The sequence below is a fragment of the Ruminococcus flavefaciens genome, assembly GCF_900116855.1.
Lineage (GTDB): Bacteria > Bacillota > Clostridia > Oscillospirales > Ruminococcaceae > Ruminococcus > Ruminococcus flavefaciens_R.
Genome location: NZ_UETD01000011.1, coordinates 126,227 through 152,326, shown reverse-complemented (window position 1 = coordinate 152,326; position 26,100 = coordinate 126,227). Strand labels below are relative to the sequence as shown.

Genomic DNA, 26,100 nt, shown 5'->3' with positions numbered 1-26,100 from the left:
CATCCTTTCGATCCGAATAAAAATAGTAAATATAAGCAGTAACATATATGCTCATTACTCAAATAATACACTATATAGGCAAAAAAGTCAATATATAGTGCAGAAAAGGCTGCGGCAGGAGCATACCAAAACTGCTCCTGCCGCATATTAAAACTTATTTTCCCTGAAGCTCCCTTATCTTGTCACGGAGATATGCTGCGTGCTCGAATTCAAGCAGCTTTGCAGCGTTCTTCATCTCCACTGTCAGCTTGTCAATGAGCTGCTGCTTCTCGGAAGATGAAAGCTTCTTCTTTTTCGTCTTTTCCTCCACCTTGTTCTTGGAGGTTATCTCCAGTACGTCCCTGACCTCCTTGATGATGGTCTTGGGAACTATGCCGTGCTCCTCGTTGAATGCCATCTGGAGGGAGCGTCTGCGCTCGGTCTCGGTGATAGCCCTCTCCATTGAACCCGTAACGGCGTCGGCGTACATTATTACCTGTCCCTTGGCATTTCGGGCAGCTCTGCCTATGGTCTGGATAAGGGATGTCTCACTTCTCAGGAAGCCCTCCTTATCGGCGTCAAGAATGGCGATAAGGCTTACCTCGGGGATATCAAGTCCCTCACGGAGAAGGTTTATTCCCACCAGCACATCAAAAACGCCCTCACGGAGGTCCTTGATTATCTCCATGCGCTCGATGGTGTCGATATCATGGTGGAGATAGCGCACCTTTACTCCCAGCTTCTCATAATAGGAGGTAAGGTCCTCAGCCATTTTCTTGGTGAGAGTTGTCACCAGCACGCGCTCATTCCTTGCAGCTCTCTCGTTTATCTCGGAGAGAAGGTCGTCCACCTGTCCGTGAGTTGGCTTGACAATTATCTCGGGGTCAACAAGTCCCGTAGGACGGATGACCTGCTCCACTATGGTATCGGTCTTTTCGCGCTCTATCTGTCCGGGAGTAGCGCTGACGTAGATAGCCTGATGTATATGCGCGTTGAACTCGTCAAAATTCAGCGGACGGTTGTCCATAGCGCTGGGCAGACGGAAGCCGTAGTCCACAAGGGTGGTCTTTCTGGCGCGGTCGCCTGCGTACATGGCTCTTACCTGCGGCAGAGTAACATGGCTCTCGTCCACGATGAGGAGGAAGTCCTCGGGGAAGTGGTCGAGGAGGGTCTGGGGAGTGCTTCCCGCAGGTCTTCCTGCAAGGACACGGGAGTAGTTCTCAACGCCGCTGCAATAGCCCACCTCACGGAGCATCTCCATGTCGTAGTGAGTCCTCTGCTCGATACGCTGAGCCTCGATGAGCTTGTTGTTCTTCCGGAAATAGTCTACACGCTCCGCAAGCTCGCGGTCAAGCTCCTGAAGTGCGGACTCAAGCTTGTCATCGCCCACAACATAGTGAGAGGCAGGAAAAATAGCCGCGTGGGACACAACTGCCTTGACCTCGCCTGTGACCACGTTTATCTCGGAGATACGGTCTATCTCGTCGCCGAAGTATTCAACGCGGACTGCCGTATCCGATGACATTGCGGGGAATATCTCCACAACGTCGCCGCGGACTCTGAACCTGTTACGCTCAAAGGCAATATCGTTGCGCTCATAGCGTATCTTCACAAGCTCGTTGATGAGCTGGTCACGGGGCTTTTCGGCACCCTGACGTATGGAAACGCACATGGAACGGTACTCCTCGGGGCTTCCGAGGGAGTAGATGCAGGACACGCTGGCAACGATGATAACGTCGCGGCGCTCCGCAAGAGCCGTGGTGGCGGAGTGGCGGAGCTTGTCTATCTCGTCATTTATAGAGGAGTCCTTTTCGATGTAGCTGTCGGTGCTGGGAACATAAGCCTCGGGCTGGTAGTAGTCATAGTAGGACACGAAGTACTCCACGGCATTCTCGGGGAAGAATTCGCGGAACTCCGAACAGAGCTGAGCCGCAAGTATCTTGTTGTGTGCAAGGACGAGAGTGGGCTTGTTCACACGGGCGATGACATTCGCCATGGTGAAGGTCTTTCCCGAACCTGTGACGCCGAGGAGTATCTGCTCCTTTTTGCCCGACTGTATGCCGCTTACGAGCTTGTCGATAGCCTGCGGCTGGTCGCCTGCGGGAGCATAGTTTGAACATAGCTTGAAGTGATCCATAGTTCCCCCTTTGGAAGTTGAGAGTTTAGAGTTGAAAGTTGAGAGTGTATGGGACGGTGTCCCACAAAATAGAAATGTATGGGGCGATGACTGCATCGCCCCGTAAGTTTCAAGTATTCTTTTGTGTTATAACGCCCCTTTGCCGCCATCTCATATATCTGCTGCATATCTGAAACTGCAGGCGGCGTTCCGCCGCCCCTGCAAGCTAACGGCTAATGGCTGACGGCGTTCCCTACTGTGGGCTGTCGAGGACGCCAGCCCCTACAGGTTTAGATCTTCGTGATGTCAACTAATTCAACATCGTTGATAGTCCTGCCCGATTCAAGCACCTTTACCAGCGATTTCGCCGTATCTACTGCCGTAAGGCTGCATATTGAGCGCTCGATGGACTTTCTTCTCATCTTAACGCTGTCGCGCTCGGGAAGTCGTCCCTTTGCGGAGGTGGAGATAACATAGTGTATCTTGCCGCTGTCAAGGAGAGTCTCCACGTTGGGCTCGCCGTCTGATATCTTGCGGACAAGGTTTGCCGCTATCATGTTCCTGTGGAGAACGCTCTGTGTGCCCGATGTGGCATAGAGCTCAAAGCCCATCTGCTCGAACTTGTCCGCAATGGGAAGTATCTCCCTCTTGTCGCTGTCACGGACTGAGATGAGGACACCGCCCTCGCGCTTGAGGTCAAAGCCTGCGGCGATAAGTCCCTTGAGGAGAGCATCCTCAAGATTTCTGCCGATACCGAGGCACTCGCCTGTGGACTTCATCTCGGGTCCCAGCATGGTGTCAACGTCGGTGAGCTTCTCAAAGGAGAATACGGGCACCTTTACGGCAACGTAGTCGCCTGCGGGATAAAGACCGCTCTCGTAGCCCATGTCTTTCAGCTTTGCGCCGAACATTATCTTTGTGGCGATGTCCACCATGGGTATGCCCGTTACCTTGCTGATGTAGGGAACGGTTCTTGATGAACGGGGATTTACCTCGATAACGAATACCTCGTGGTTGTAAACAACATACTGTATATTCACAAGTCCGATAACATTGAGCTCCTTGGCGAGAAGCCTTGTGTACTCAACGATTATGCGCTTGATACGGTCTGAAAGGTGCTGTGCGGGATAGATGGAGATAGAGTCACCGGAGTGAACTCCTGCACGCTCGATATGCTCCATGATGCCGGGGATAAGGAAGTCCTCGCCGTCGCAGATAGCGTCAACCTCTACCTCGGTGCCCATCATGTACTTGTCTATGAGGACGGGGTTCTCGATGTTGTGGCTCATGATGATGCCCATGTACTCCTTTACGTCAGCGTCGGAGTGAGCGATTATCATGTTCTGACCGCCAAGAACGTATGACGGACGGAGCAGAACGGGATAGCCAAGATCATTGGCAGCCACAAGAGCCTCCTCGGTGTTCATGACTGTGTGTCCCGCAGGTCTGGGGATACCGCACTTTTCAAGTACCTCGTCGAAGCGCTCTCTGTCCTCTGCGGCATCTATCATATTCGCGGATGTACCGAGGATACGGACACCCATATCGGAGAGATAGCGTGTAAGCTTGATAGCGGTCTGACCGCCGAACTGTACCACAACGCCGTAGGGCTGCTCGGTCTCGATAATGGACTGTACGTCCTCTTTTGTGAGGGGGTCGAAGTACAGACGGTCGCCTGTATCAAAGTCGGTGGAGACGGTCTCGGGGTTGTTGTTGCAGATAACAGCCTCGTAGCCCAGCTCCTTCAGTGTCCATACGCAGTGTACGGAGCAGTAGTCGAACTCGATGCCCTGTCCGATACGGATAGGACCGCTTCCGAATACGATGACCTTTTTCTTTCCCTTGTCGGTGCGCTCGATGAACTGCTTTGCCTCGTTCTCCTCGTCGAAGGTGGAGTAGAAATAGGGGGTCTCAGCCTTGAACTCGCCTGCACAGGTATCTACCATCTTGTAGACAGCGCTCTTGTGCTTGGGACACTTCTGTCCCGAAATGCGCTCGATGGTGCTGTCAAGGTAGCCGTACTGCTTTGCGATGTCGTACTTCTCCTCGGTGAGCTCGCCCTCAGCCAACCATTTCTCCAGCTCCACAAGGTTCAGGAGCTTGTAGAGGAACCAGTTGTCTATCATGGTTATCTCGTGTATCTCCTCGGGAGTTATGCCGCGCTTGAGCGCCTCGAACACGCAGAATGAGCGCTCGTCGTCGATAACGTGTAGCTTCTCGCGTATCTCCTCTGTGGACAGCTTTGCCAGCTTTTTAAGGTTCATGCTATCAAGTCCCAGCTCTATTGAGCGGACAGCCTTCATCATAGCCTGCTCGAAGCTTGTGCCGATAGCCATTACCTCACCCGTAGCCTTCATCTGAGTGCCGAGGGTACGCTTTGCATATACGAATTTATCGAATGCCCACTTGGGGAACTTGATGACAACATAGTCCAGTGCAGGCTCAAAGCAGGCATAGGTCTTGCCTGTTACCTGATTGATTATCTCGTCGAGAGTATAGCCGATAGCTATTTTTGCCGCTGTCTTTGCGATAGGATAGCCCGTAGCCTTTGAAGCCAGTGCGGAAGAACGGGAAACTCTGGGGTTTACCTCGATGACCGCATACTTGAAGCTTGTGGGGTGAAGTGCAAACTGGCAGTTGCAGCCGCCCTCTACCTTCAGCTCCTTGATGATATTGATAGCCGCTGTACGGAGCATCTGGTACTCCCTGTCGCTGAGAGTTACCGCAGGAGCGATAACGATACTGTCGCCTGTGTGGACGCCCACAGGGTCGAAGTTCTCCATGGAGCAGACTGTGATAACGTTGCCCTTTGCGTCACGGATGACCTCGAACTCTATTTCCTTCCAGCCGCTTATGCACTTTTCAACAAGTATCTGTGTAATAGGTGAAAGTCGGAGTCCGTTCGTAGCTATATCGCGGAGCTCCTCCTCGTTCTGGGCGATACCGCCGCCTGTTCCGCCGAGGGTGAAAGCAGGGCGGACGATAACGGGATAGTGGATCACCTGAGCGAAGTCCACAGCGTCCTCAACGGTCTCGACTACCTTTGAGGGGATAACGGGCTCGCCGATCTTTTCCATGGTATCCTTGAAAGCCTGTCTGTCCTCAGCCTTGTGGATAGTCTCGGGGTCTGCGCCGAGTAGCTTTACATTGTGGCTCTCCAAAAAGCCCTCCTCTGCAAGCTGCATGGACAGTGTAAGACCTGTCTGACCTCCGAGGGTGGACAGCAGGCTGTCGGGCTTTTCCATTTCGATTATGCGCTTTACAACGTCAAGTGTAAGGGGTTCGATATAGACCTTGTCAGCCATAGCCTTATCGGTCATGATAGTAGCAGGGTTGGAGTTTACGAGGACGACCTCAAGTCCCTCCTGCTTGAGAGCACGGCACGCCTGCGTGCCTGCATAGTCAAATTCGGCAGCCTGTCCGATAACGATAGGACCCGAGCCGATAACAAGTACCTTTTTTATATCACTTCTGAGTGGCATACTAATTTCCTCCGATTATTTAATTCATAATTCGTAATTCATAATGCATAATTGCGGTGTCCGCTCCGCGGACTATCTAAATACCATATCAGCGAAGCTGATACAATAATTATGAATTATGCATTATGCATTCTGCATTGATTTAACGAAGTCGTCAAACAAATAGGATGTATCCAGCGGACCTCCGTGTGCTTCGGGGTGGAACTGGACCGTTCTTGCGTTGACTGAGGTATAGTGTATGCCCTCGCAGGTCTTGTCGTTTGCATTCACATGGGAAACGTGTCCTACGGAGGGGTCTATGCTGTCCCCTACTACCGCATAACCGTGATTCTGGCTGGTAACGTAGGTAAGACCGCTTTCAAGGTCGATAACAGGCTGGTTGGCACCTCTGTGTCCGTATTTCAGCTTCTCGGTCTTTCCGCCGTTGGCAAGCGCCATGAGCTGATGGCCGAGGCAAATGCCGAATATGGGTATGCCAAGCTTCTGTATCTCCTTGATATTCTCGATTATCTCAACATTTTCGGCAGGGTCTCCGGGGCCGTTGGAGAACATTATGCCGTCGGGAGCAAGCTTCCGTATCTCATCGGCTGTGGTATAGGCAGGTACGACTACTACCTCGCAGCCGCGCTTTAAGAGCTCCTGTCTGATGTTGCGCTTGTATCCGAAATCGAACAGTGCCACACGGAGCTTCTTCTCCTCGGGCTCATAGGTGAGGGTCTCACTGTTGGTGACAGCCTTTACCGCGTCCTTGACGGAGAAGGCTCTTACCTTTTCGAGAAGCTCGTCCTTCTTAGCGTAGACATCCTCGGTGGTGATAACTCCGTTCATAACGCCTACCTCACGGATAGTACGGGTAAGGCGTCTGGTATCGATGTTATTGATGCCGACTATGTTGTGGTCTTTGAGGAAGTCGTTGATATTGCCCTCACTGCGGAAGTTTGAGGGAGCATTGCACCACTCCCTGACGATATAGCCCGAAACGTAGGACTTCGCGGACTCATTGTCCTCAGAGTTCACACCGTAGTTTCCGATGAGGGGAAAGGTCTGTGTGACTATCTGTCCGTAGTAGCTGGGGTCGGTGAGAGTTTCCTGATAGCCCGTAACTCCCGTGGTGAAGACGACTTCACCGATGACCGTGCCCTTTGCGCCGAAGCTCCTGCCCTCGAACACCTGCCCGTCGGCAAGCATGAGGTAAGCTTTTTCTCCCATGTTGAATAATGACATTGTAAATTCCTCCTTGGTTTTTTATAGAGGTCGTATAATTGATGTTTATTATCTTTTGCCGAACGCCATTGTACGGAAAAGGTATCATTTCTCTTATATCCGGGCACCCGATGGTGCCGATCCTGTCTCAGAAATCAAGATCATCAAAGTCCATTATCTCGTCCTCAACAGTAACTTTTCCGTCTTTGATAATGTACTTTATTCTTGCAGGAATATCTGCATAAATGCTTTCCCATTCATAATCCACAGGTTCCGCGCCCTCAATGTACTTTACAAGCTCATCCTTAGCACTTTCATAGGGTGCAGGATCAACTCCGCTGTTTTCAACAGGCAATGAATATGAAGGACCGCCCGAACCATGGTATATTTCAACTATGTATTTATTCCCGTTTTCGTCCTCAGCAGCTATGGGATAAGAATACATACATTCCCAGTTTTTGCTCAGCGAATCATTCCTGCCGAAACGCGCCATTACCTTTCCTAAAAAAAGTGCAAATTCCTGTTCGCCTGCTTTTCCTGTCTCATATATCCACTCGCCGCCGTACGGAAGTTTTCTCATTTCATTTTCTTCGTCTTTTGTTGCATTTCTGAATTTAAACATATTCTTCCTCCTTTATAGTGGTATGCCTGTTTCAATTATATGGTAACGGAACACCGTGCAGCATCCCCTGCTCTGAACCTGAACTGCGGGCGGCGTTACGCCGCCCCTACAATCTCAATCAGCGGACGCCCGATGGGCGTCCCTACACTTATCACTTCAGATTGATATACCGGCAGATGTCATCTCTCATGCGGATAACTTCTCTTCTTGCTGCCTTTGCGAAGTCGCGCTCATCGCAGCCCTCCTTCTTGTACGCACACATAACTGCGCGTGAGGAGTTTACGATAGCTCCGAGACCATTCTCGTCAAAGCCGCCCTTTAAGCCTTCTGCTCCGCCGCCCTGTGCGCCGTAGCCGGGTACAAGGAACATGGTGTGGGGAAGTCTCTTTCTCAGCTCTGTCAGCATCTCGGGGTAGGTAGCTCCCACAACTGCGCCCACTGCGGAATAGCCGTACTTTCCGCGGGTATCCTCGCCCCACTTCTCGCACATATCGCCCATGCACTCGTAGATTGTGCGTCCGTCAGCCAGCTTCATATCCTGAAGCTCGCCCGATGAGGGGTTGGAGGTCTTTACCAGAACGTAGATGCCCTTGTCGCGCTCGCGGCAGACTTTAAGGAGGGGCTCGATACCGTCTGTGCCCAGATAGCCGTTGACTGTGAGAGCGTCAGCGCCGAAGGCTTCCAGAGCATTCTCGCCCACAGATGTTACGCCGAGGTGAGCGTTGGAGTAAGCCTCCATGGTAGCGCCGATGTCGTTGCGCTTGCCGTCTGTCATAACGAACATACCGTTGAGCTTTGCATAGCGGATGGTCTTTTCGAGAGTCCTTATGCCGTAGTGTCCGTACATCTCATAGTAAGCAGCCTGAGGCTTGATGGCAGGCACAAGGTCGTGTATCTCATCGATGATAGCCTGATTGAAGTCGAAGATAGCCTTTGCGGCAGCCTTCAGTGTCCAGCCGTCGCTGTCAAGGTAACGGCGCTGAATGAACTCGGGGACATACTCCAGCTTGGGGTCGAGACCTACCACCGTAGGATTTTTCAGTTCGATTATTTTTTCAATAAGTCTGTCAAATGACATTTCATTTCCTCCTTAAATAATATCAGTCGTTTCTTCCGTCATATCTTATGACGCCCTTTGATATGGTAACAAGGGGCTTTCCTGTGAGCTCCATGCCCTTGAACACGGTGTTATGTGACTTTGAGTGGAGCTTTTCGGGCTCAACTGTCCATTTCCTGCCGATATCGGCAATTACGAGGTCGGCGGTGCTTCCCTCTTTTATCTCGGGCACACCGAGTCCCAGTATCTTTCTCGGGTTGACGCACATGAGCTCCACAACCTTGTGCAGGTCTATCTCGCCTGTGTGGTAGAGGGCTGTGAGCGTAGCCGCAAGGGAGGTCTCCAGACCCACAACTCCGTTGGGAGCCTTCTCGAAGTCAGCCTTCTCCTCCGCAGCGTGGGGGGCGTGGTCGGTGATTATGCAGTCGATAGTGCCGTCCTTGACAGCATCTATGATAGCTCTTACGTCCTCGGGAGTCCTGAGGGGCGGATTCATGCGGTAGTCCGCATCGCGCTTCTCGAGGAGCTTATCCGTCAGCATGAAGTAGTGGGGAGCAGTCTCGCAGGTGACGTTCACACCTCTTGACTTTGCAAAGCGTATCATTGCAGCGCTTCCCTCAGTGGAAACGTGGCAGATGTGGATATGTGCTCCTACCGAAGCTGCAAGTATCATCTCACGGGCGGTGATGTAGTCCTCAGAGGCGCGGTCCATGCCCTTTACGCCAAGCTTTGCTGAGGTCTCGCCCTTATTTATGATACCGCCGTTTATGATGCTCAGGTCCTCGCAGTGCGAAGCCACAAGGAGGCCGTTATCCTTGGACATTTCCAGAGCCTTTCTCATCATCTCCGCATTCTCAACGGGGCGTCCGTCATCGGAGATACATATGCAGCCTGCCGACTTGAGAGCTTCGTAGTCGCAGAGACCGTCTCCGCTCATGCCGTTTGTGATGCAGCCCACGGGATATACCTCAACGCCTGTTCCCTCCGCCTTGTCAATGATATAGCGGATAGTCTCGGGACTGTCGCAGGGAGGCTTTGTATTTGGCATTGCAAGGACTCCCGTAACGCCGCCTGCCAGTGCAGCCGCACAGCCCGTGAGGATATCCTCCTTGTGGGTCTGTCCGGGGTCACGGAAGTGAACGTGCATATCGAACAATGACGGCATAAGGACGAGTCCCGTACCGTCGATGACCTGTTCTGCGCTTTCGGTGATACCGCTTCCGAGCTTTGCGATAACGCCGTCCCTGATGAGTACATCTGTTACGGTGTCCAGTGCAGTATCAACTGCGCGGATATTCCTGATAAGGATAGATGACATAAATACCTCGCTTTCGGTAGGTGGAATGGTAATTCAGTAAATGGCAACTCCGTCGCTGCCGTCTATCTCCACAGCAGATACCTTTACGACCTCGCTGTGAGAGGTAGGAAGATTTTTGCCCACATAGTCGGGGCGGATGGGAAGCTCCCTGTGTCCGCGGTCAATGAGCACCGCAAGCTGTATGGAACGTGGTCTGCCTCTTTTGATGAGGGCGTCGATGACTGCGCGTGAGCTTCTTCCCGTGAAGATGACATCATCGACTATGACAACGTTCTTATCCGTGATATCAAAGGGGATATCGGTCTTGTCGGTCTCTGCCGAGGAGCGGCTGTCGTCACGGTATGGAGTGATGTCCAGAGCGCCGAAGGGTACCTCATTCTTTTCCAGCTCGGAAAGCTTTGCGGCTATCCGTCTGCCGAGGGGCACTCCTCTCGAGAATATCCCGACGATGCAGAGTTCCTCCGTGCCCTTGTTGCGCTCGATTATCTCATAAGAGATACGGGCGATGGCTCTTGCCACAGCCTTATCGTCCATTATGACGCGCTTAGTCTCCATACAGTTCACCTTCCAACAAAAAATGCTCCCCGCGCGGCAGGGAGCATACTTACAGTTATAGCTATAGATACAGTTATAGTTATAGAGTATCAAAGAACGCACCTTGCCGACCTCACGGGATCGGATTAAAGGGTAGTTTTCAAAGAACACATCTATTATACCACATACCTGCCCTCTTGTCCAGTGATTTCAGTATTTTTATTATCAATTGACAAAATAACAGAACCGTGTTATAATGTTAACAGATCAAAGACTTTCTGAAAAGGACGGCTCTTATGAATTACTGGTATTTATGGTTCATCATTATCATCTGCGTCCTGCTGCCTGCGGCAAGGGCAAGAAAGCTCCGTCAGGCAAGGATAGCAAGGAAAAACCGCATTAAAAGACAAAAAGGAGATCATATCATGAATGAGCTTATCAAAAACTACATCGACAAGGAAGTAATAGTCTACACATCCTCCACATCGGGTGTCACAGGCACCGTGACCAAGATCGAGGACAACTGGGTAGAGTTGGAGGACAAGAACGGTCAGAAGCAGATCGTCAACACCGACTACGTCAGCCGTATACAGGAATATCCCCGCAATAAGAAAGGCAAGAAGAAGTTAGTCGTAACATGAGAACGAGGTCATGAGCCCGAGGCAGCCGCATATACTGCTTCGGGCTTTTCTTTCTGCACATTTTCCGACATTCGCCGCTATTGACTTTTAGCCAGCAAAAGTATATAATAATAATGTATACGCTCACGCAGGACTGCACAGAATATCCTCGGAGGTGTATACCATGTCAGACCATACGGAAAAAGCCGTAAACTCCGCGGAGGAAGCTGCCGAGGAAGCCGAAATGATAAGAGAGACGGGTCAGTCCGTCTCACGGAACTCAAAGCATCTCATACACTGCCTGACCGTCATCGGTCAGATAGAAGGGCACTACGTCCTCTCGGAGCAGAACAAGACCACAAAATACGAACACATAATCCCTGCCCTTGTGGCTATCGAGCAGGACAGGAGCGTTGAGGGGCTGCTTATAATCCTCAACACCGTCGGCGGCGATGTGGAAGCAGGTCTCGCCATTGCGGAGCTCATCGCGGGCATGAAAACTCCCACGGTGTCCCTTGTGGTGGGCGGAGGGCACTCCATCGGAGTCCCCCTTGCAGTCAGCGCAAAACGCTCATTCATCGTCCCCACGGCGTCAATGACCATCCACCCCGTAAGAATGAACGGCACCGTTCTGGGAGTCCCCCAGACCCTCTCCTACTTCGAGAAGATGCAGGACAGGATAGTCAGCTTCATCACGCGGAACAGCCGTATCCCCGAGGAGGAGCTTAGAAGGCTCACCATGAACACGGGAGAGCTGGTCCTCGATGTGGGAACGGTCCTCGAGGGAGAAAAAGCCGTGGAGCTGGGGCTCATCGACAGTCTCGGCAGTCTCGGTGACGCAATGGACAGCCTTTACGGCATGATAGAAAATACAGAGAAAAGATATGCGGACTGACCGCAGCTGTGACCGCTATTGGAGCGGCGCAGTACATATATGGAACAAAATGGAGGCAGAAATGGCAGAAACGAAGAAAAAAGCCGCGGCTTCAAAGGCAAAAAAGCCCGAGCCGCAGCGCAGAGAACCTGTTAAAAGCAGCGCAAAGAGCGCTCCCCAGAACGAAAGCAATCAGTTCTGGTCAATACTTCTTTTCGCACTCGGCATACTTACAGCACTGATGGTGCTGATAAAGGGAAACAAGGGCTGGCTGGCTCTCCACAACCTTGTGCTGGGAGTTTTCGGTATCGCAGCATTCCTCATTCCCGTCATACTCATATACACCGCCATAAAGCTTGGCACCGAGAAAAGCCGCAAGGACATCAGCGGCAGGACGGTCTGGTGCATAGCCATGATATTTCTGGCAAGTGCAGCTTATCAGATATTCGTGGTGGGACGCATCCCCGGCGGCACCTTCGCAGGTCACTTCAAGATACTCTATGAGGAGGGCGCCAAGCTGAAAAGCGGCGGCGTTGCAAGCCTTGTCATAGCAGGTCCCCTGCTGAAGTTCCTCGGCAGGACAGGCTCCATGATAATTGCGCTGGTGTTCTTCTTCGTGTTCGGTATGCTCCTTTCGGGGCGCGGACTTGTGGACTTCCTCAAGCTCCTCGCCACACCGTTCACCTTTATCGGCAGATGTGTCAACGGCATACAGAATATGCTTGTGGGCGGCGAATTCGTAGACGCCTTTGAGGACGACGACCTTGATGACGACAAGGAGAAAAAGGACTTCGACGCAGACCTTGAAGCTATCAGCATGACAAATCCGAGAAAGTCCTCGCGAAAGCCCTCCGAAAAGGCTGAGCAGCAGAAAAAGGCTGTGGAAGCTCTCCCTGACGGCTTCTTCCTTGATATCCCCCTGCCCACCGACCACCTCATCGTACACGACAGCAGTGCGCCTGCTCCCGACGAGAAGGCTATCGATATAGACATTTACGAGACTCCTGCGGAGCCTGCGCGGAAGGCTCCCAAGCACGAGTCCATCGCTGCAGACGAGACGGACGAGGCTGCCGATGAGCCCACGGACGAGAGACTCGAGCAGCTCATAAGCAAGGCTGCCGACGGCAAGCCCGATACTCCCGAGGAGGAGCTCCCCGAGGAGGAGCCTGAGCCCGAGGAGGTCAAGCCCGTATACATACTCCCCCCTATCGACATACTCACGCGCCCCGAGGTACGCTCAAACCGTGCGGAGGCTGTTGAGGAGATGCGCGAAAAGGCTGAGGTAATAAAGAACACCCTTTCCAGCTTCGGCGTTGAGGTCAAGATAAAGGACATCTTCCGCGGCCCCTCCATAACCCGTTATGAGATACAGCCGGGCCCCGGAATAAAGGTCTCGAAGATAAAGGGACTTGAGGACGATATCGCCCTCAGCCTTGCGGCACAGGGCGTCCGTATAGAGGCTCCCGTCCCCGGCAAGGCAGCTGTGGGAATAGAGATACCCAACACCACCAAGGACACGGTAACTCTCCGCGAGATAATCAACTCCCCCGAGTTCAGGGAGTCAAAGAGCAAGCTTACATTTGCGGTGGGCAAGGACATCACAGGCAACATAATCCTCGGAGACATCTCCAAGATGCCCCATGTCATCATCGCAGGCACTACGGGTTCGGGTAAGTCTGTCTGCACCCGTTCCATCATAATGAGCATACTCTACAACGCAACTCCCGATGAGGTAAAGCTCATACTCATCGACCCGAAGATAGTTGAGTTCAAGATATTCGAGGATATCCCCCACCTGCTCATCCCCATAGTCACCGACTGTAAGCGCGCCGCAGGTGCGCTGAGCTGGGCTGTCAACGAGATGATGCGAAGATACAATATCTTCGCCGATGCAGGCGCCAACGACCTGAAGTCCTACAACGAGCTGGCAGAGGTGGACGGAGACCGTGACCCCATGCCGCAGGTAGTCATATTCATCGACGAGCTGGCTGATATGATGCTGGTGGCAGGAAAAGAGGTCGAGGACTACATCTGCCGTCTGGCGCAGATGGGACGTGCCGCAGGTATGCACCTTGTAGTTGCCACACAGCGTCCTACCACGGACGTTATCACTGGTCTCATCAAGGCTAATATCCCCAGCCGTATCGCTCTTTCGGTAAAGTCACAGATAGACTCCCGAACCATAATCGATATGGCAGGCGCGGACAAGCTCCTGGGCAACGGCGATATGCTGTATATGCCTATCGGTGCCGGAAAACCCGTCCGTGTGCAGGGCTGCTTCTCACCCAATGAGGACATTGCCGAGACAGTGCGCTACATAAAATCCGAAGCTGAGGTCACCTACGACCCCGCGATAACAGTTGCAGTTGATAATTATTCCACTCAGTCCGCAGGAGATTCGGGCAGCAGCGACAGCGGCTCCCACTCGGGCGGAAACAGCGACGAAGATATAGTAGAGGCAGCCATAAAGGTAGCCGTGGAGGCAGGACAGCTGTCCACATCAATGCTCCAGAGAAAGCTGAAGCTTGGCTACGCAAGGGCTGCAAGAATAATGGACGAGCTGGAGGAGCGCGGAGTCATCGGCGCCAGCGAGGGTGCAAAGCCAAGAAAGGTGCTCATGTCGAAAATGCAGTACGACGAGTGGCGTCTGCGCAGAATGGACGAATAAGGCTCGTATTTCACATAAGGAGAATACAGGTTTGATAAAACATATCACAGATGCAGATACAAAAAGAGCAGTTGCAAGAAAGGTGCTGGAGGCTCTCCATGACTGGTTCGAGGTGGACGAGAGCCGCGAGAAGTACATCGCGGAAAGCGCAGGACAGACCTTCATCGCAGCTGAGGAAAACAACGAATATGTGGGCTTCCTCTGTCTCAAGGAGACAGGCAGGGAGACTGTGGAGCTGGCTGTCATGGGCGTTCTCAGGGAGTTCCACCGCAGCGGCATAGGTATGCAGCTCTTTGAGGAGGCAAAAAAGACCGCCAAGGCTCAGGGCTATGAATTCATGCAGGTCAAGACCGTGAAAATGGGCGTGTATGAGGACTACGACAGGACAAACCGTTTCTATCTTGCCTGCGGCTTCAAGGAGCTGGAGGTCATAAACGAGATATGGGGCGACGATAACCCCTGCCAGATCTATGTGATGTCTCTGGCGTAAAGATCAGTTTTCAGGGAGTGATATGATGTACGAAGGATTCCTTCCTACCACAAGAAAGGAAATGGACGAGCTGGGCATTGAGCAGTTCGATTTCATATACATAACGGGTGACGCCTACGTTGACCACCCCAGCTTCGGTGCGGCTATCGTTACCCGTCTCATTGAAAGCATGGGCTTCACTATAGGTATCATCTCCCAGCCCGACTGGCATACAGACAGAGACTTCCGCCGCTTTGGCGCTCCAAAGTACGCCTTTCTCGTCACCGCAGGCAATATCGACTCAATGGTGGCACACTACACCGCCGCCAAGAGAAAGCGTTCCGATGACGCATATACCGCAGGCGGTGTTGCAGGCAAGCGCCCCGACCGTGCGGTCATAGTCTACTGTCAGAAGCTGCGCGAATACTTCGGCGACGTCCCCATAGCCATCGGCGGTCTGGAGGCTTCTCTCCGCCGCTTCGCACACTACGACTACTGGGATGATGCAGTCCGCCCCTCGGTACTGGTGGACAGCGGTGCCGATCTGCTCATGTACGGCATGGGCGAGCACCAGATACAGGAGCTCTGCACCCGTCTGGCAAAGGGCGAGAGCATCCACGATATGCACGATATCCGCGGCACCTGCTATCTGACAGAGCCCGTGAACACTCCCATAGGCGCAGCACAGTGCCCCTCCTTCGAGCAGGTAAGAGACAGCAAGCCCGAGTACGCAAAAGCGGTAAAAATACAGTATGACTGGCAGGACGAGGTCTACGGAAAGACCATAATCCAGCGCCACGGCAAGATGATGCTGGTGCAGCTGCCCCCTGCATACAGCCTTACCACAGAGGAGCTGGACCACATCTACTCACTGCCCTACATGAGGGCTATCCACCCATCTTATGAGGCGCTGGGGGGAGTCCCGGGCATAGAGGAGGTACGCTTCTCAATCACCCACAACCGCGGCTGCTTCGGCTACTGCAACTTCTGCTCCATCGCCCTCCATCAGGGCAGGCGTGTCACCGTCAGGAGCGAGGAGTCGGTACTGAAGGAAGCGGAGCGCATAACAAAAATGCCCGATTTCAAGGGCTACATACACGACGTAGGCGGTCCAACGGCGGACTTCCGCCGCCCCTCCTGCGACAAGCAGCTCACCAAGGGACTTTGCATGGGCAAGAAATGCCTTGCTCCCACCCCCTGTCCCGCCCTTAAAGTGGACCACAGCGAATACCTGGCTATGCTCCGCAAGATACGCAAGGTCAAGGGCGTGAAAAAGGTCTTTATCCGCTCGGGAATACGTTACGACTACCTCATTGAGGACAAGGACGATGAGTTCATGAAGGAGCTGATAATGCACCATGTCAGCGGTCAGCTGAAGGTCGCTCCCGAGCACTGCTCGGCGGTGGTGCTGGACAAGATGGGCAAGCCCCATATCGAAGCCTACAAGCGCTTCCAGAAGCGCTTCTACGAAATAACCAAGGGCATGGGCAAGGAACAGTATCTCGTCCCCTACCTTATGTCCTCACACCCCGGAAGCACTCTCAACGAGGCTATCGACTTAGCACTTTTCCTCAGGGACAACAAGATACGTCCCGAGCAGGTGCAGGACTTCTACCCCACCCCGGGAACTATCTCCACGGCTATGTTCTACACGGAGCTTGACCCCTACACCATGGAGAAGGTCTATGTTCCGAAAACTCCGAAGGAAAAGGCTATGCAGCGAGCTCTGCTGCAATACTTCCGCCCTCAGAACAGGGAGATAGTGCTGGAGGCTCTCAAAGCCGCAGGCAGGCGCGACCTCATAGGCTCATCGCCGAAATGTCTGGTGGCAGATGACTCCCGTGGAAAGAGCAATACTCCCCGAAAAGGCGGTGACAAGTCGTGGCAGGATACTTCAAGGACACGGAGAGCTTCGTCAAAGCCGCAGGAGAGAAATACAAGCTCTCAGCGCAGCAGAGGCAATACCTCAGGGAACTGGCAGAAGAGCGGCAAAAAGAGCGGTCAGAGCGGAAAAAGAAAGCACTGAAGACCATAGGGCTGCTCATAATAGCGGCAGTCCTGCTCATATTCATAGGATACAGGCATTTCCGCAAGCCCGTCCACACCTTTCCCGTTGAGGACAGGCTGGTAATGCACTTCATAGACGTAGGTCAGGGAGACTGCACCTTTATCGCCGCCAACGGCGTCACCATGCTGGTGGACTGCGGCGAGGACGAGGTCTCCGACGACGTTATCACATATCTCACAGGTCTGGGCGTGGGACGGCTTGATTATCTCATAGCCACTCATCCCCATTCCGACCACATGGGCGGTATGTACCGCATCATCGATACATTTGACATCGGTGAGGTCATAGTGCCCCATGTTCCCGATGAACAGATACCTGCGGCGCTTTTCTTCGAGCGCTTCCTCGACAGTTGCGAGAGCAGCGGCGTCACAGTTACCGAAGCGGAAGCAGGCAGGGTCATACATATCGGCAGCGCGGAGGGCGAGATAGTCGCTCCCGACGGCAGCTTCCACGAGGACGTAAACGACTATTCCGTCAGTCTTTTCATCACCCACGGCAGCAACACATTCCTGCTGACAGGGGACGCAGGGGCAGAGTCCGAGGCAGCTATGCTGAAAAGCGGCAGACTTGGCAAGGTAACACTTTACAAGGCAGGTCATCACGGCAGCGCCTACTCCTCAACGGAGGAGCTGCTGAGGGAGATAGAGCCGCAGGCGGCAGTTATCTCCTGCGGAAGTGACAATCCCTACGGTCACCCCACAAAGAGCACTCTCCGCCGACTGGGGATGTATACCTCACAGATATACCGCACCGACCTCAACGGCTCAATAGTGGTATCCTCGGACGGCAGCAAGCTGACATTCTCAACGGAAAGGGGCGCATGATATGACTGTTCTGGACAGATTTGAAGGCGGATACGCCGTGCTGGAGACCGAAAACGGCACAGTCACCGTGCTCCGCAGCAGTCTCCCCGAGGGAGTCCGCGAGGGAGATGTGCTTACCGAAAGGAACGGGCACTTCGCAGTTGATACAAGTACCACCGAACAGCGGCGCAGCAGCCACGCAAGGCGGCTCCGCAGGCTTACGGGCAAGGATAAAAGAGGAAAACAATGACCGATACTATTATTATAGGCGGCGGCGCAGCAGGCTGCTTTGCCGCTGTCAATGCAGCACGCTTCGGCAAGACAGTGCTGCTCTTTGAGAAAAACGAAAAGCTTGGCAGAAAGCTCCGCATAACGGGAAAGGGACGCTGCAATGTCACCAACAACAGTCCCTCCGACGAGCATATGAAGAATATACCCGTCAATCCGCGCTTTATGTACAGCTCCTTTGCAGGCTTTGACGCGGAATGCACCATGAGCTTCTTCGAGGAGCTGGGAGTGCCCCTGAAGACCGAGCGGGGCAACAGGGTGTTTCCCGTCAGCGACAACGCCAACGACATAGCCGATGCCCTTGCCCGTGAAATGAAGAAGCTGGGCGTAAAGGTCATAAATAAGAGGGTCACCAAGATACTCACCGAGGACGGCGCTGTATGCGGCGTAAAGGCAGGGGGCGAGGAGTACCGCTCATCGGCAGTTCTCATTGCCTGCGGCGGCAAATCCTACCCTGCAACAGGCTCCACAGGGGACGGCTACTCCCTTGCGGAGGCACTGGGACATACGGTTACGGAGCTGAAGCCCTCGCTGGTGCCCCTAACCTCTCCCGATAAATTCTGCGCGGAGATGATGGGACTCTCACTCCGCAATGTGACCGTAAAGCTCATGGAGGGAGAAAAGTGCATATACAGCGAAATGGGCGAGATGCTGTTCACTCATTTCGGAGTCTCGGGTCCCCTTGTGCTCAGTGCAAGCTCCCACATACGCAATATGGCACCGGATAAGTACAGGCTCCTCATCGACTTAAAGCCCGCACTGACCCCCGAGCAGCTTGACGCAAGGATACAGCGCGACTTCGCGGAGAACCTCAACAGGGACTTCCAGAACGGTATCCGCAAGCTTCTGCCTGCAAAGCTCATACCCGTAGCGGTAAGGCTGTCGGGGATAGCTCCTGAGCAGAAGATAAATGGCATTACCAAGGAACAGAGACACAGCTTCGGGGAGCTGATAAAGTCCTTCCCCGTAAGGATATCGGGCTTCCGTCCCATAGATGAAGCCATAATCACAAGCGGCGGCATCTCCACCAAGGAGATAGACCCGAAGACTATGGAGTCAAAGCTGGTCCGCGGTCTCTACTTCGCAGGCGAGGTAATCGACGTGGACGCTTATACGGGAGGCTTCAATCTCCAGATAGCCTTCTCCACTGCCTACACAGCGGCAGTGAATATGTAGTAACGAAACGGAAAGGGGAAAAATATGGGGTGTTTAGGTAATCTTTTATGGCTTATTTTCGGCGGATTTCTCAGCGGACTGAGCTGGCTGCTGATCGGACTTCTGTGGTGTATCACCATAGTGGGCATACCTGTCGGGGCACAGTGCTTCAAAATGGCAAAGCTGAGCTTCTGCCCCTTCGGCAAGGAGGTAAAATACGGCGGAGGTGCAGTAAGCCTGCTGGTGAATATTCTCTGGCTCATATTCGGCGGAGTCGAAATGGCACTTGAATTTGCCGTATTCGGACTGCTGCTCTGCGTGACCATAATAGGTATCCCCTTTGGTATGCAGATGTTCAAGCTGGCAAAGCTGGCTCTCATGCCCTTCGGCGCAGAGGTCAGGTAAACTATGGCAGAGCACAAAAAAACCGAGCCTGTGCGGATATTCTTCCGCTATGTATTTGAATTTGCAGCCGCAGGCTTTGCAGGCTGGCTGTACGAGGTGGCGACGGTATGGGTCATGTATCATTACTTCGACAACCGCGGTATGCTCCACCTCCCCATCATCCCCATCTACGCAGTGGGAGCCTTTATACTGCTCGCCCTGCTGAGAAAGAAACGTAACCCCGTGTTCATCTTCTTTTTCGCCATGGCAGTCACAACGATATTCGAGCTCGGAGCCTCCTACCTGCTGGAATTCATCTTCCATGAACAGTTCTGGACCTACGAGAACTGGTACTTCTCCATACTTGACAGGTCCAGTCTCATATCCAGCGCCATATTCGGCGTACTGGCGGTTGGGTATTTCTATCTGCTCCATCCGCTTTCGGGGAAGCTCAGCGAGAAGCTTCCCAAAGGTGTCTGCGCTGCCGCAGCCGCTGTGATGTCCGCGGTCATACTGGGAGATATAGCTATTTCCTTTGCGGAGCATCTTAAAAACTGACAATAAGGGCTTCTGCCCGTTATAAAGGAGTCATCTGTATGAAAACTATCAACATTGCAATCGACGGACCTGCCGGCGCAGGCAAGAGCACCATCGCAAAGATGGTATCAAAGGAGCTTGGCTACATCTATGTGGACACAGGCGCACTCTACCGCACTATCGCTCTCTACATCACTGAGAACGATATCGCTGACGAGGACATCGAAGCTTCACTCGAAAAGGCAGATGTGTCGCTGAAGTTCATCGACGGCACACAGAGAGTGTTCCTCGGAGACAGGGACGTTTCCGACCTTATCCGCACTCCCGAGATATCCATGGCAGCTTCAAGAACATCGGCTATACCTGCGGTAAGAGCCTATCTCTTTGAGACTCAGCAGAAAATAGCCCGTGAGAACAGCGTCATCATGGACGGCAGAGATATCGGTACGGTAGTTCTCCCCAATGCAGATGTGAAGATATTCCTGACAGCCTCCGCCGAGGAACGCGCGAACCGCCGTTACAAGGAGCTCTCCGAGAAGCCGGATTGCCCCACTTATCAGGAGATACTGGACGACATCATCAAGCGCGACTATCAGGATATGCACCGCGAGACCGCTCCCCTGAAGCAGGCTGAGGACGCTGTCCTTGTGGACACAACAGAGCTGAACTTAGAGGAGTCCGCAGCGGCTATCGTGAAGATAATAAACGAGAAAATAGGCTGACGAACACAGTTTTCAGAAATATTACTGAGGTGAGACAGATATGTATTATGTTATAAAGGTACTGGTCAGACTTTACTTCCGCATAATGTACAAGCTACGCTATGAGGGCAGGGACAATATCCCCAAGGATACCACTGTCATCTACGCCTGCAACCACCGCTCAAACGCCGACCCGCCCCTGCTGGGAACGGGCGCAAGAGGCAAATACGCCTTCATGGCAAAAGAGGAGCTATTTAAAAACAAGTTCTTTGCATGGCTCATACGCTCTCTGGGAGCCTTCCCCGTTGCCCGCGGCAAGGGCGATATGGGAGTCATCGACACCGCCGTTGAAAGACTGCAAAACGGCAGGAGCCTTATGATATTCCCCGAGGGTACACGCTCAAAGGACGGCAAGGTGGGCAAGAAGGGACATACAGGTGCGGCTCTCATCGCTGCACGCTCGGGAAAGCCCATAATCCCCGTAGGTATCTGCTACGGCGAAAAGCTGAAGTTCCGCACTCCCCTTACCGTCAAGTACGGCGTGCCCATTGATCCTGCGGAATACTGCGAGATATGCGACGCTCCCAATCCCCGTCAGCTGGTAAAGCTGAAAAACCGCTATATGGCGGATATAAAGCTGCTGGTGGAGGGCGAGCCCGAGACTGACACCGCCGACGCTCCAAAGGAGGAGGAAGCAAATGAGTAAAGTCACTGTTGCCAAGTCCGCAGGCTTCTGCTTCGGCGTTGACCGCGCCGTGAAGATGGTCTACGGCGAGCTTGAAAAGAACACCAACGTAGCCACACTGGGTCCCATCATACACAATCAGGACGTTGTCAACGATATGCAGGCAAAGGGAGCAAGGATAGTGGACTCCGTAGAGGAGCTCCGCCCGGACGAGACCGTAGTCATACGCTCCCACGGCGTGGGACGGGATATCTACCGCCAGATAGAAGCCAAGGGCAACAAAATGCTGGACGCCACCTGCCCATTCGTCTCGCGCATACATAAGATCGTTGCCGAGAAGACCGCAGAAGGCTATTTTATCCTCATTGCAGGCGACCGTGACCACCCCGAGGTACAGGGTATCGTTGGTCATTGTGACGAAAATTGCCTTGTTTTTAAGGACAACTTTGAGCTAAAAGCCTTTTTTGAAAAAAATTATAAAAATTTGCAAAAAAAGCTTGCAATTGTGGCGCAAACGACGTATAATATAGTAGTATGGGGTGAGTGTTTAAACGTGATCCCGAAGGACGATCCCGATATCGTTATATATGATACTATATGCAACGCTACCGACGCGCGTCAGTCAGACGCAGCCGAGCTCGCAAAGAACTCGGATATAATGCTCGTTGTCGGAGGCAGACACAGCTCTAACACCGTAAAGCTATATGAGGTGTGCAGCCGTTTCTGTAAAACGTATCATATTGAAAATGCGGACGAGCTTCGGACTTTAAAACTCCCGAATGCCAATATTATCGGCATTACTGCCGGGGCATCGACCCCCGCCTATATAATCAAGGAGGTACAAACCAAAATGGCAGAAAATGAAATTCTTGCAGCTAATCAGGATGAGGAGATCGATTTCGCTCAGGCTCTCGACGAATCATTCAAAAAAATACATACAGGAGAGAAAGTTAAAGGCACAGTAATCGCCGTAAACAATACAGAAGTTATCGTTGACCTTGGCACTAAGCACACAGGTTACGTTGCTCTCAACGATCTTACAGACGATCCTTCAAAGAAGCCTTCAGACATCGTCAGCGTTGGCGACGAGATCGATCTTGTTGTAATCAAGGTAAACGATGCAGAGGGTACAGTTGCTCTCTCTAAGAGAAAGGTTGACGAGCAGGCAGGTTACGAGAAGATCGTAAAGGCTCAGCAGGAAGGCACAGTTCTTGAAGGCATCGTTCAAAACGTTGTTAACAAGGGCGTTACTCTCACTGTTATGGGCGTAAGAGTATTTATCCCCGCTTCACTCACAGGTCTCCCCAGAGGCGCAGAGCTCGACCAGCTTCTCAAGAAGAAGGTAGAGTTCATCGTTATCGAGGTTTCCGAGGGCAGCAGAAAGAGAGCAGTAGGCTCTATCAAGGCTGTTCAGAACGCTAAGAAGGAAGAAGCTAAGGCAAGATTCTGGGAGACAGCTGAGGTCGGCAAGACCTACACAGGCAAGGTAAAGTCTCTCACAAGCTTCGGTGCATTCGTTGATCTCGGTGGCATCGACGGCATGGTACATATCTCAGAGCTCTCATGGAAGAGGATCAAGCACCCCAGCGAGGTCGTTAATGTAGGCGATACTCTTGAGGTTTACATCAAGGATCTCGACAAGGAAGCAAACAGAATTTCTCTCGGCTTCAAGAAGGCTGAGGACAATCCTTGGGAGATCTTCAAGGCTAACTACAAAGTTGGCGATGTAGTTAAGGCTACTATCGTTTCCATCACAAGCTTCGGTGCATTCGCACAGATCATCGACGGCGTAGACGGTCTTATCCACATCTCACAGATCGCTGACCAGAAGGTAGAGAATGTCAAGGACGTTCTTTCCGTTGGCGACGAGGTTGACGTTAAGATCATCGACATCGATCCCGAGTCAAAGAGGATCAGCATCTCAATGCGTGCTCTTCTTGATGACGCTGACGAGGACGAAGCTGCTGAGGAAGAGGCTCCTGCAGAGGACGCTGAATAATCAGTAAACACACAGGGCTGCACAGTTGTGCAGCCCTTTTTTAGTTACTACTTTAAATCAAAATTCAGCTTTGCTGAATTTTGATTTGAGTTTTGAGTTGAGAGTTTAGAGTTGAAAGTTGTGGAGTCGCCTTCGGCGACAATATTTAAATATTGTGAGCGAAGCGAACACATTAACTCTAAACTCTCAACTTTCAACTTAGCGCATACGCGCTAAATTCTGATTTATCTCAGTAACATTAATAAACATAATGCCCCGAAGCACTTTGAAATGCTTCGGGGCATTATTTATGTGATACTTATTCCTTACAGGAAGATATACTTCAGTATGAACAATACTGCAAGAATGTACATTATTGGATTGATCTCCTTGCGCTTGCCGCATACCAGATTGATGACAACATATGAGATGACTCCGATGGAGATACCCTCGGATATGCTGTAGAACAAAGGCATTGCTATAACGCAGAGATATGCGGGGATAGCAGAGGTGTAGTTCTTCTCGTCCACCTTTATCTCTGAGACCGTGCTGAACATGAGGAAGCCTACAAGTATCAGTGCAGGTGCTGTTGCAAATGCAGGGATAGCAATGAATATAGGTGCCAGCAGCATCGATATCAGGAAGAGAACTGCGGTGGTGAGAGCGGTGAGACCTGTTCTTCCGCCTGCGGCAGCTCCTGCCGAGGACTCAACGAATGTGGTGGTTGTTGAGGTTCCGAGAACTGCTCCTGCTGTGGTAGCTACGGCGTCTGCCATGAGAGCGGGTCTGATTGCAGGGAGCTTGCCCTCCTTGTCGAGGAGTCCTGCCTTGGTGCTGACGCCAATGAGAGTGCCGAGGGTGTCAAAGAGGTCAACGAACAGGAATGAGAATATGACCACGATGAAGTTGAATATGCCCACTGCGTCAAAGTCCACGTTGAAGCACTGTCCGAAGGTGTCGCCCAGCTTTGAGAAGTCGGTCATGTGGAATGAGGGGATAAGTGTGAACACTCCTGCATCGGGATCGGGAACGTATATGCCCGTCAGCTCGCAGATTATGCCCAGTATCCATGTGGCGAAGATACCGATGAGGATAGAGCCCTTTATCTTCTTGATGTAGAGGATGGACATGATGAGAAGTCCCACAATGGCAAGGATAGCACAAATGCCTGTGGTATGGATATTTTCGCGGAAGTCGGTGAGCTGTACAAGGGTAGCCGAGTCAACGGCAAGTCCTGCATTCTGGAGTCCGATGAATGCGATAAACAGACCGATACCAACAGATACCGCTCGTTTCAGTGAAAGTGGTATAGAGTCGAAAATGGCTTCTCTGACCTTTGTCAGCGACAGGATTATGAAGATGATACCCTCGATGAATACAGCCAGCAGAGCGACCTGCCACGAGTAGCCGAGGTTTCCGCAGACGGTATACGCCATGTAGGCGTTGAGTCCCATTCCTGCGGAGAGGGCAAAGGGGAGATTTGCCATGAACGCCATGCAGGCTGTTCCTATAAATGAGGCTATGCAAGTAGCAAGGAGCACCGCAGTCGGGTCCATGCCCGTTGAGGAGAGCACATTCGGGTTTACTGCGAGGATGTAAGCCATGGTCATGAAAGTGGTGAGACCTGCGGCTATTTCGGTTTTTACATTGGTATTGCGTTCTTTAAGCTTGAATATCTTCTCAAACATTTTCTGCACCTCATTCTTCAAATTCAGCTATATATGGAAGATTTCTGTAGAATTCGCCGTAGTCCAGACCGTAGCCGATAACAAAGTAATCGGGGATGGTGAACAGTGAAAGGTCCGCATTCAGCTCCACCACACGGCGGTCGGGCTTGTCCAGAAGGGTGATGACTCTCAGGGAGCGGGGCTCTCTGACTCTCAGTATCTTGAGTATCTCGTTGAGGGTGCGTCCCGTGTCGATGATGTCCTCCACGATGATGACGTGATAATCGCTGATGTCGTGTTTGAGGTCCATGGTGATCTCAACGTGTCCCGAGGACTGAGTGCCCTCGAAATAGCTCTTTGCCGCCATAAACTCTATCTCGCAGGGAACTGTTACCTCGCGGCACAGGTCCGCCATAAAGACGAATGCTCCTTTGAGTATGCTCACCAGCAGTATTGGCGAGCCGTCATATATCGAGTCGATGTAGGCTCCTGCATCTTTCAGACGGGCGCGTATCTCCTCCTGAGAGATAATGACGCGCTTGACCTTGCTTTTCCACTGTTCTGTGCTGTCAAATTTCATAAGTTCTCCTCCATAGTTGTTATTACAGAAATAATATTCCATTATAATTATACCATTTTGGTGAACATTGTCAATAACTGCCGCGAAAACTTTTTTATTCCGCTATTTTAAGCCGTGAATTAAATGATGAGCGTATTTCTGAAATATAGCCAAAGGGGAGAAACTACCATTGTATAATTCCACAAATATTGCCGCAAATTATAAGAAGATATTTACAAATACGGAAAAGCATGATATAATTATGGTGTATAGGTGTATATTCCGAGGATGCTCTTTCCCTGTGGGCTTTCGAGGTGTTACACCGCGATTTTT

Annotated in this window: 22 protein-coding genes; 13 read left to right on the top strand and 9 right to left on the bottom strand. The window is 52.1% G+C overall.

Annotated features, from left to right (window positions below):
• Positions 1–154: 154 nt before the first annotated feature.
• The 7 genes from uvrB to pyrR form a co-directional block, all read right to left on the bottom strand.
• Entirely contained in the window at positions 155–2,116 is a 1,962-nt protein-coding gene (gene uvrB / locus DSZ37_RS12755) for an excinuclease ABC subunit UvrB (RefSeq protein ID WP_109727279.1), read from the bottom strand.
• A 269-nt stretch (positions 2,117–2,385) separates the two neighbouring features.
• Positions 2,386–5,577 (bottom strand): carbamoyl-phosphate synthase large subunit, encoded by a 3,192-nt coding sequence (carB, locus tag DSZ37_RS12750; protein WP_109727278.1) that lies wholly within the window; start codon positions 5,575–5,577, stop codon positions 2,386–2,388.
• Between the two features lie 123 nt (positions 5,578–5,700).
• Positions 5,701–6,801, bottom strand: coding sequence for a carbamoyl phosphate synthase small subunit (locus DSZ37_RS12745; protein ID WP_109727277.1), 1,101 nt, complete (start codon positions 6,799–6,801; stop codon positions 5,701–5,703).
• A gap of 127 nt (positions 6,802–6,928) precedes the next feature.
• Positions 6,929–7,402, bottom strand: coding sequence for a hypothetical protein (locus tag DSZ37_RS12740; protein WP_109727276.1), 474 nt, complete (start codon positions 7,400–7,402; stop codon positions 6,929–6,931).
• A 151-nt stretch (positions 7,403–7,553) separates the two neighbouring features.
• Positions 7,554–8,480: an orotidine-5'-phosphate decarboxylase gene (gene pyrF, locus DSZ37_RS12735; protein ID WP_109727275.1), complete on the bottom strand. Its 927-nt coding sequence runs from the start codon at positions 8,478–8,480 to the stop codon at positions 7,554–7,556.
• A 22-nt stretch (positions 8,481–8,502) separates the two neighbouring features.
• Entirely contained in the window at positions 8,503–9,777 is a 1,275-nt protein-coding gene (locus tag DSZ37_RS12730) for a dihydroorotase (RefSeq protein ID WP_109727274.1), read from the bottom strand.
• 33 nt (positions 9,778–9,810) lie between these two features.
• Complete coding sequence (gene pyrR, locus DSZ37_RS12725; protein ID WP_109727273.1) at positions 9,811–10,332, bottom strand: bifunctional pyr operon transcriptional regulator/uracil phosphoribosyltransferase PyrR; 522 nt, start codon at positions 10,330–10,332, stop codon at positions 9,811–9,813.
• A 275-nt stretch (positions 10,333–10,607) separates the two neighbouring features.
• Here pyrR and DSZ37_RS12720 point away from each other — a divergent pair, with 275 nt between their 5' ends.
• The 13 genes from DSZ37_RS12720 (at position 10,608) to DSZ37_RS12660 (ending at position 23,562) form a co-directional block, all read left to right on the top strand.
• Positions 10,608–10,952 (top strand): DUF6897 domain-containing protein, encoded by a 345-nt coding sequence (locus DSZ37_RS12720; RefSeq protein ID WP_109727272.1) that lies wholly within the window; start codon positions 10,608–10,610, stop codon positions 10,950–10,952.
• A 163-nt stretch (positions 10,953–11,115) separates the two neighbouring features.
• Positions 11,116–11,826, top strand: a complete 711-nt coding sequence (locus tag DSZ37_RS12715) for a ClpP family protease (protein ID WP_109727271.1) — start codon at positions 11,116–11,118, stop codon at positions 11,824–11,826.
• 61 nt (positions 11,827–11,887) lie between these two features.
• Positions 11,888–14,473 (top strand): FtsK/SpoIIIE family DNA translocase, encoded by a 2,586-nt coding sequence (locus DSZ37_RS12710; protein WP_109727315.1) that lies wholly within the window; start codon positions 11,888–11,890, stop codon positions 14,471–14,473.
• Between the two features lie 31 nt (positions 14,474–14,504).
• The gene (locus DSZ37_RS12705; RefSeq protein WP_109727270.1) at positions 14,505–14,963 is read left to right on the top strand and encodes a GNAT family N-acetyltransferase; all 459 of its coding nucleotides are present in this window, start codon (positions 14,505–14,507) and stop codon (positions 14,961–14,963) included.
• Between the two features lie 25 nt (positions 14,964–14,988).
• Positions 14,989–16,968, top strand: a complete 1,980-nt coding sequence (locus tag DSZ37_RS12700) for a YgiQ family radical SAM protein (protein ID WP_109727269.1) — start codon at positions 14,989–14,991, stop codon at positions 16,966–16,968.
• 104 nt (positions 16,969–17,072) lie between these two features.
• Entirely contained in the window at positions 17,073–17,834 is a 762-nt protein-coding gene (locus DSZ37_RS18015; RefSeq protein ID WP_109727268.1) for a ComEC/Rec2 family competence protein, read from the top strand.
• 1 nt (position 17,835) lies between these two features.
• On the top strand, positions 17,836–18,063 hold the full coding sequence (locus tag DSZ37_RS12690; protein ID WP_109727267.1) for a DUF3006 domain-containing protein: 228 nt from the start codon (positions 17,836–17,838) through the stop codon (positions 18,061–18,063).
• On the top strand, positions 18,060–19,277 hold the full coding sequence (locus DSZ37_RS12685) for an NAD(P)/FAD-dependent oxidoreductase (protein WP_109727266.1): 1,218 nt from the start codon (positions 18,060–18,062) through the stop codon (positions 19,275–19,277). Before DSZ37_RS12690 ends, DSZ37_RS12685 begins: the two co-directional genes overlap by 4 nt.
• Before the next feature lie 24 nt (positions 19,278–19,301).
• On the top strand, positions 19,302–19,661 hold the full coding sequence (locus DSZ37_RS12680) for a YccF domain-containing protein (RefSeq protein WP_109727265.1): 360 nt from the start codon (positions 19,302–19,304) through the stop codon (positions 19,659–19,661).
• Positions 19,662–19,664: 3 nt separating this feature from the next.
• Positions 19,665–20,198, top strand: coding sequence for a putative ABC transporter permease (locus tag DSZ37_RS12675; RefSeq protein WP_109727264.1), 534 nt, complete (start codon positions 19,665–19,667; stop codon positions 20,196–20,198).
• Positions 20,199–20,236: 38 nt separating this feature from the next.
• Positions 20,237–20,899 carry a (d)CMP kinase gene (gene cmk / locus DSZ37_RS12670; RefSeq protein WP_109727263.1) on the top strand — a complete coding sequence of 221 codons (663 nt, stop codon included), beginning with the start codon at positions 20,237–20,239 and terminating at the stop codon, positions 20,897–20,899.
• Positions 20,900–20,939: 40 nt separating this feature from the next.
• Complete coding sequence (locus DSZ37_RS12665; RefSeq protein WP_109727262.1) at positions 20,940–21,584, top strand: lysophospholipid acyltransferase family protein; 645 nt, start codon at positions 20,940–20,942, stop codon at positions 21,582–21,584.
• On the top strand, positions 21,577–23,562 hold the full coding sequence (locus tag DSZ37_RS12660; protein WP_109727261.1) for a bifunctional 4-hydroxy-3-methylbut-2-enyl diphosphate reductase/30S ribosomal protein S1: 1,986 nt from the start codon (positions 21,577–21,579) through the stop codon (positions 23,560–23,562). The genes DSZ37_RS12665 and DSZ37_RS12660 overlap by 8 nt, the downstream gene beginning before the upstream one ends.
• 305 nt (positions 23,563–23,867) lie before the next feature.
• On the opposite strand, the gene DSZ37_RS12655 is transcribed toward DSZ37_RS12660, so the two are convergent.
• Both DSZ37_RS12655 and hpt read right to left on the bottom strand, forming a co-directional pair.
• Positions 23,868–25,229, bottom strand: coding sequence for an NCS2 family permease (locus DSZ37_RS12655; protein WP_109727260.1), 1,362 nt, complete (start codon positions 25,227–25,229; stop codon positions 23,868–23,870).
• Positions 25,230–25,239: 10 nt separating this feature from the next.
• Positions 25,240–25,788 (bottom strand): hypoxanthine phosphoribosyltransferase, encoded by a 549-nt coding sequence (gene hpt, locus DSZ37_RS12650; protein ID WP_109727259.1) that lies wholly within the window; start codon positions 25,786–25,788, stop codon positions 25,240–25,242.
• Positions 25,789–26,100 lie beyond the last annotated feature (312 nt).

Coding starts and splice junctions, on each gene's coding strand:
- uvrB (WP_109727279.1), bottom strand. CDS start 2,116: ATGGATCACTTCAAGCTATGTTCAAACTATGCTCCCGCAGGCGACCAG.
- carB (WP_109727278.1), bottom strand. CDS start 5,577: ATGCCACTCAGAAGTGATATAAAAAAGGTACTTGTTATCGGCTCGGGT.
- DSZ37_RS12745 (WP_109727277.1), bottom strand. CDS start 6,801: ATGTCATTATTCAACATGGGAGAAAAAGCTTACCTCATGCTTGCCGAC.
- DSZ37_RS12740 (WP_109727276.1), bottom strand. CDS start 7,402: ATGTTTAAATTCAGAAATGCAACAAAAGACGAAGAAAATGAAATGAGA.
- pyrF (WP_109727275.1), bottom strand. CDS start 8,480: ATGTCATTTGACAGACTTATTGAAAAAATAATCGAACTGAAAAATCCT.
- DSZ37_RS12730 (WP_109727274.1), bottom strand. CDS start 9,777: ATGTCATCTATCCTTATCAGGAATATCCGCGCAGTTGATACTGCACTG.
- pyrR (WP_109727273.1), bottom strand. CDS start 10,332: ATGGAGACTAAGCGCGTCATAATGGACGATAAGGCTGTGGCAAGAGCC.
- DSZ37_RS12720 (WP_109727272.1), top strand. CDS start 10,608: ATGAATTACTGGTATTTATGGTTCATCATTATCATCTGCGTCCTGCTG.
- DSZ37_RS12715 (WP_109727271.1), top strand. CDS start 11,116: ATGTCAGACCATACGGAAAAAGCCGTAAACTCCGCGGAGGAAGCTGCC.
- DSZ37_RS12710 (WP_109727315.1), top strand. CDS start 11,888: ATGGCAGAAACGAAGAAAAAAGCCGCGGCTTCAAAGGCAAAAAAGCCC.
- DSZ37_RS12700 (WP_109727269.1), top strand. CDS start 14,989: ATGTACGAAGGATTCCTTCCTACCACAAGAAAGGAAATGGACGAGCTG.
- DSZ37_RS18015 (WP_109727268.1), top strand. CDS start 17,073: ATGCACTTCATAGACGTAGGTCAGGGAGACTGCACCTTTATCGCCGCC.
- DSZ37_RS12690 (WP_109727267.1), top strand. CDS start 17,836: ATGACTGTTCTGGACAGATTTGAAGGCGGATACGCCGTGCTGGAGACC.
- DSZ37_RS12685 (WP_109727266.1), top strand. CDS start 18,060: ATGACCGATACTATTATTATAGGCGGCGGCGCAGCAGGCTGCTTTGCC.
- DSZ37_RS12680 (WP_109727265.1), top strand. CDS start 19,302: ATGGGGTGTTTAGGTAATCTTTTATGGCTTATTTTCGGCGGATTTCTC.
- DSZ37_RS12675 (WP_109727264.1), top strand. CDS start 19,665: ATGGCAGAGCACAAAAAAACCGAGCCTGTGCGGATATTCTTCCGCTAT.
- cmk (WP_109727263.1), top strand. CDS start 20,237: ATGAAAACTATCAACATTGCAATCGACGGACCTGCCGGCGCAGGCAAG.
- DSZ37_RS12665 (WP_109727262.1), top strand. CDS start 20,940: ATGTATTATGTTATAAAGGTACTGGTCAGACTTTACTTCCGCATAATG.
- DSZ37_RS12660 (WP_109727261.1), top strand. CDS start 21,577: ATGAGTAAAGTCACTGTTGCCAAGTCCGCAGGCTTCTGCTTCGGCGTT.
- DSZ37_RS12655 (WP_109727260.1), bottom strand. CDS start 25,229: ATGTTTGAGAAGATATTCAAGCTTAAAGAACGCAATACCAATGTAAAA.
- hpt (WP_109727259.1), bottom strand. CDS start 25,788: ATGAAATTTGACAGCACAGAACAGTGGAAAAGCAAGGTCAAGCGCGTC.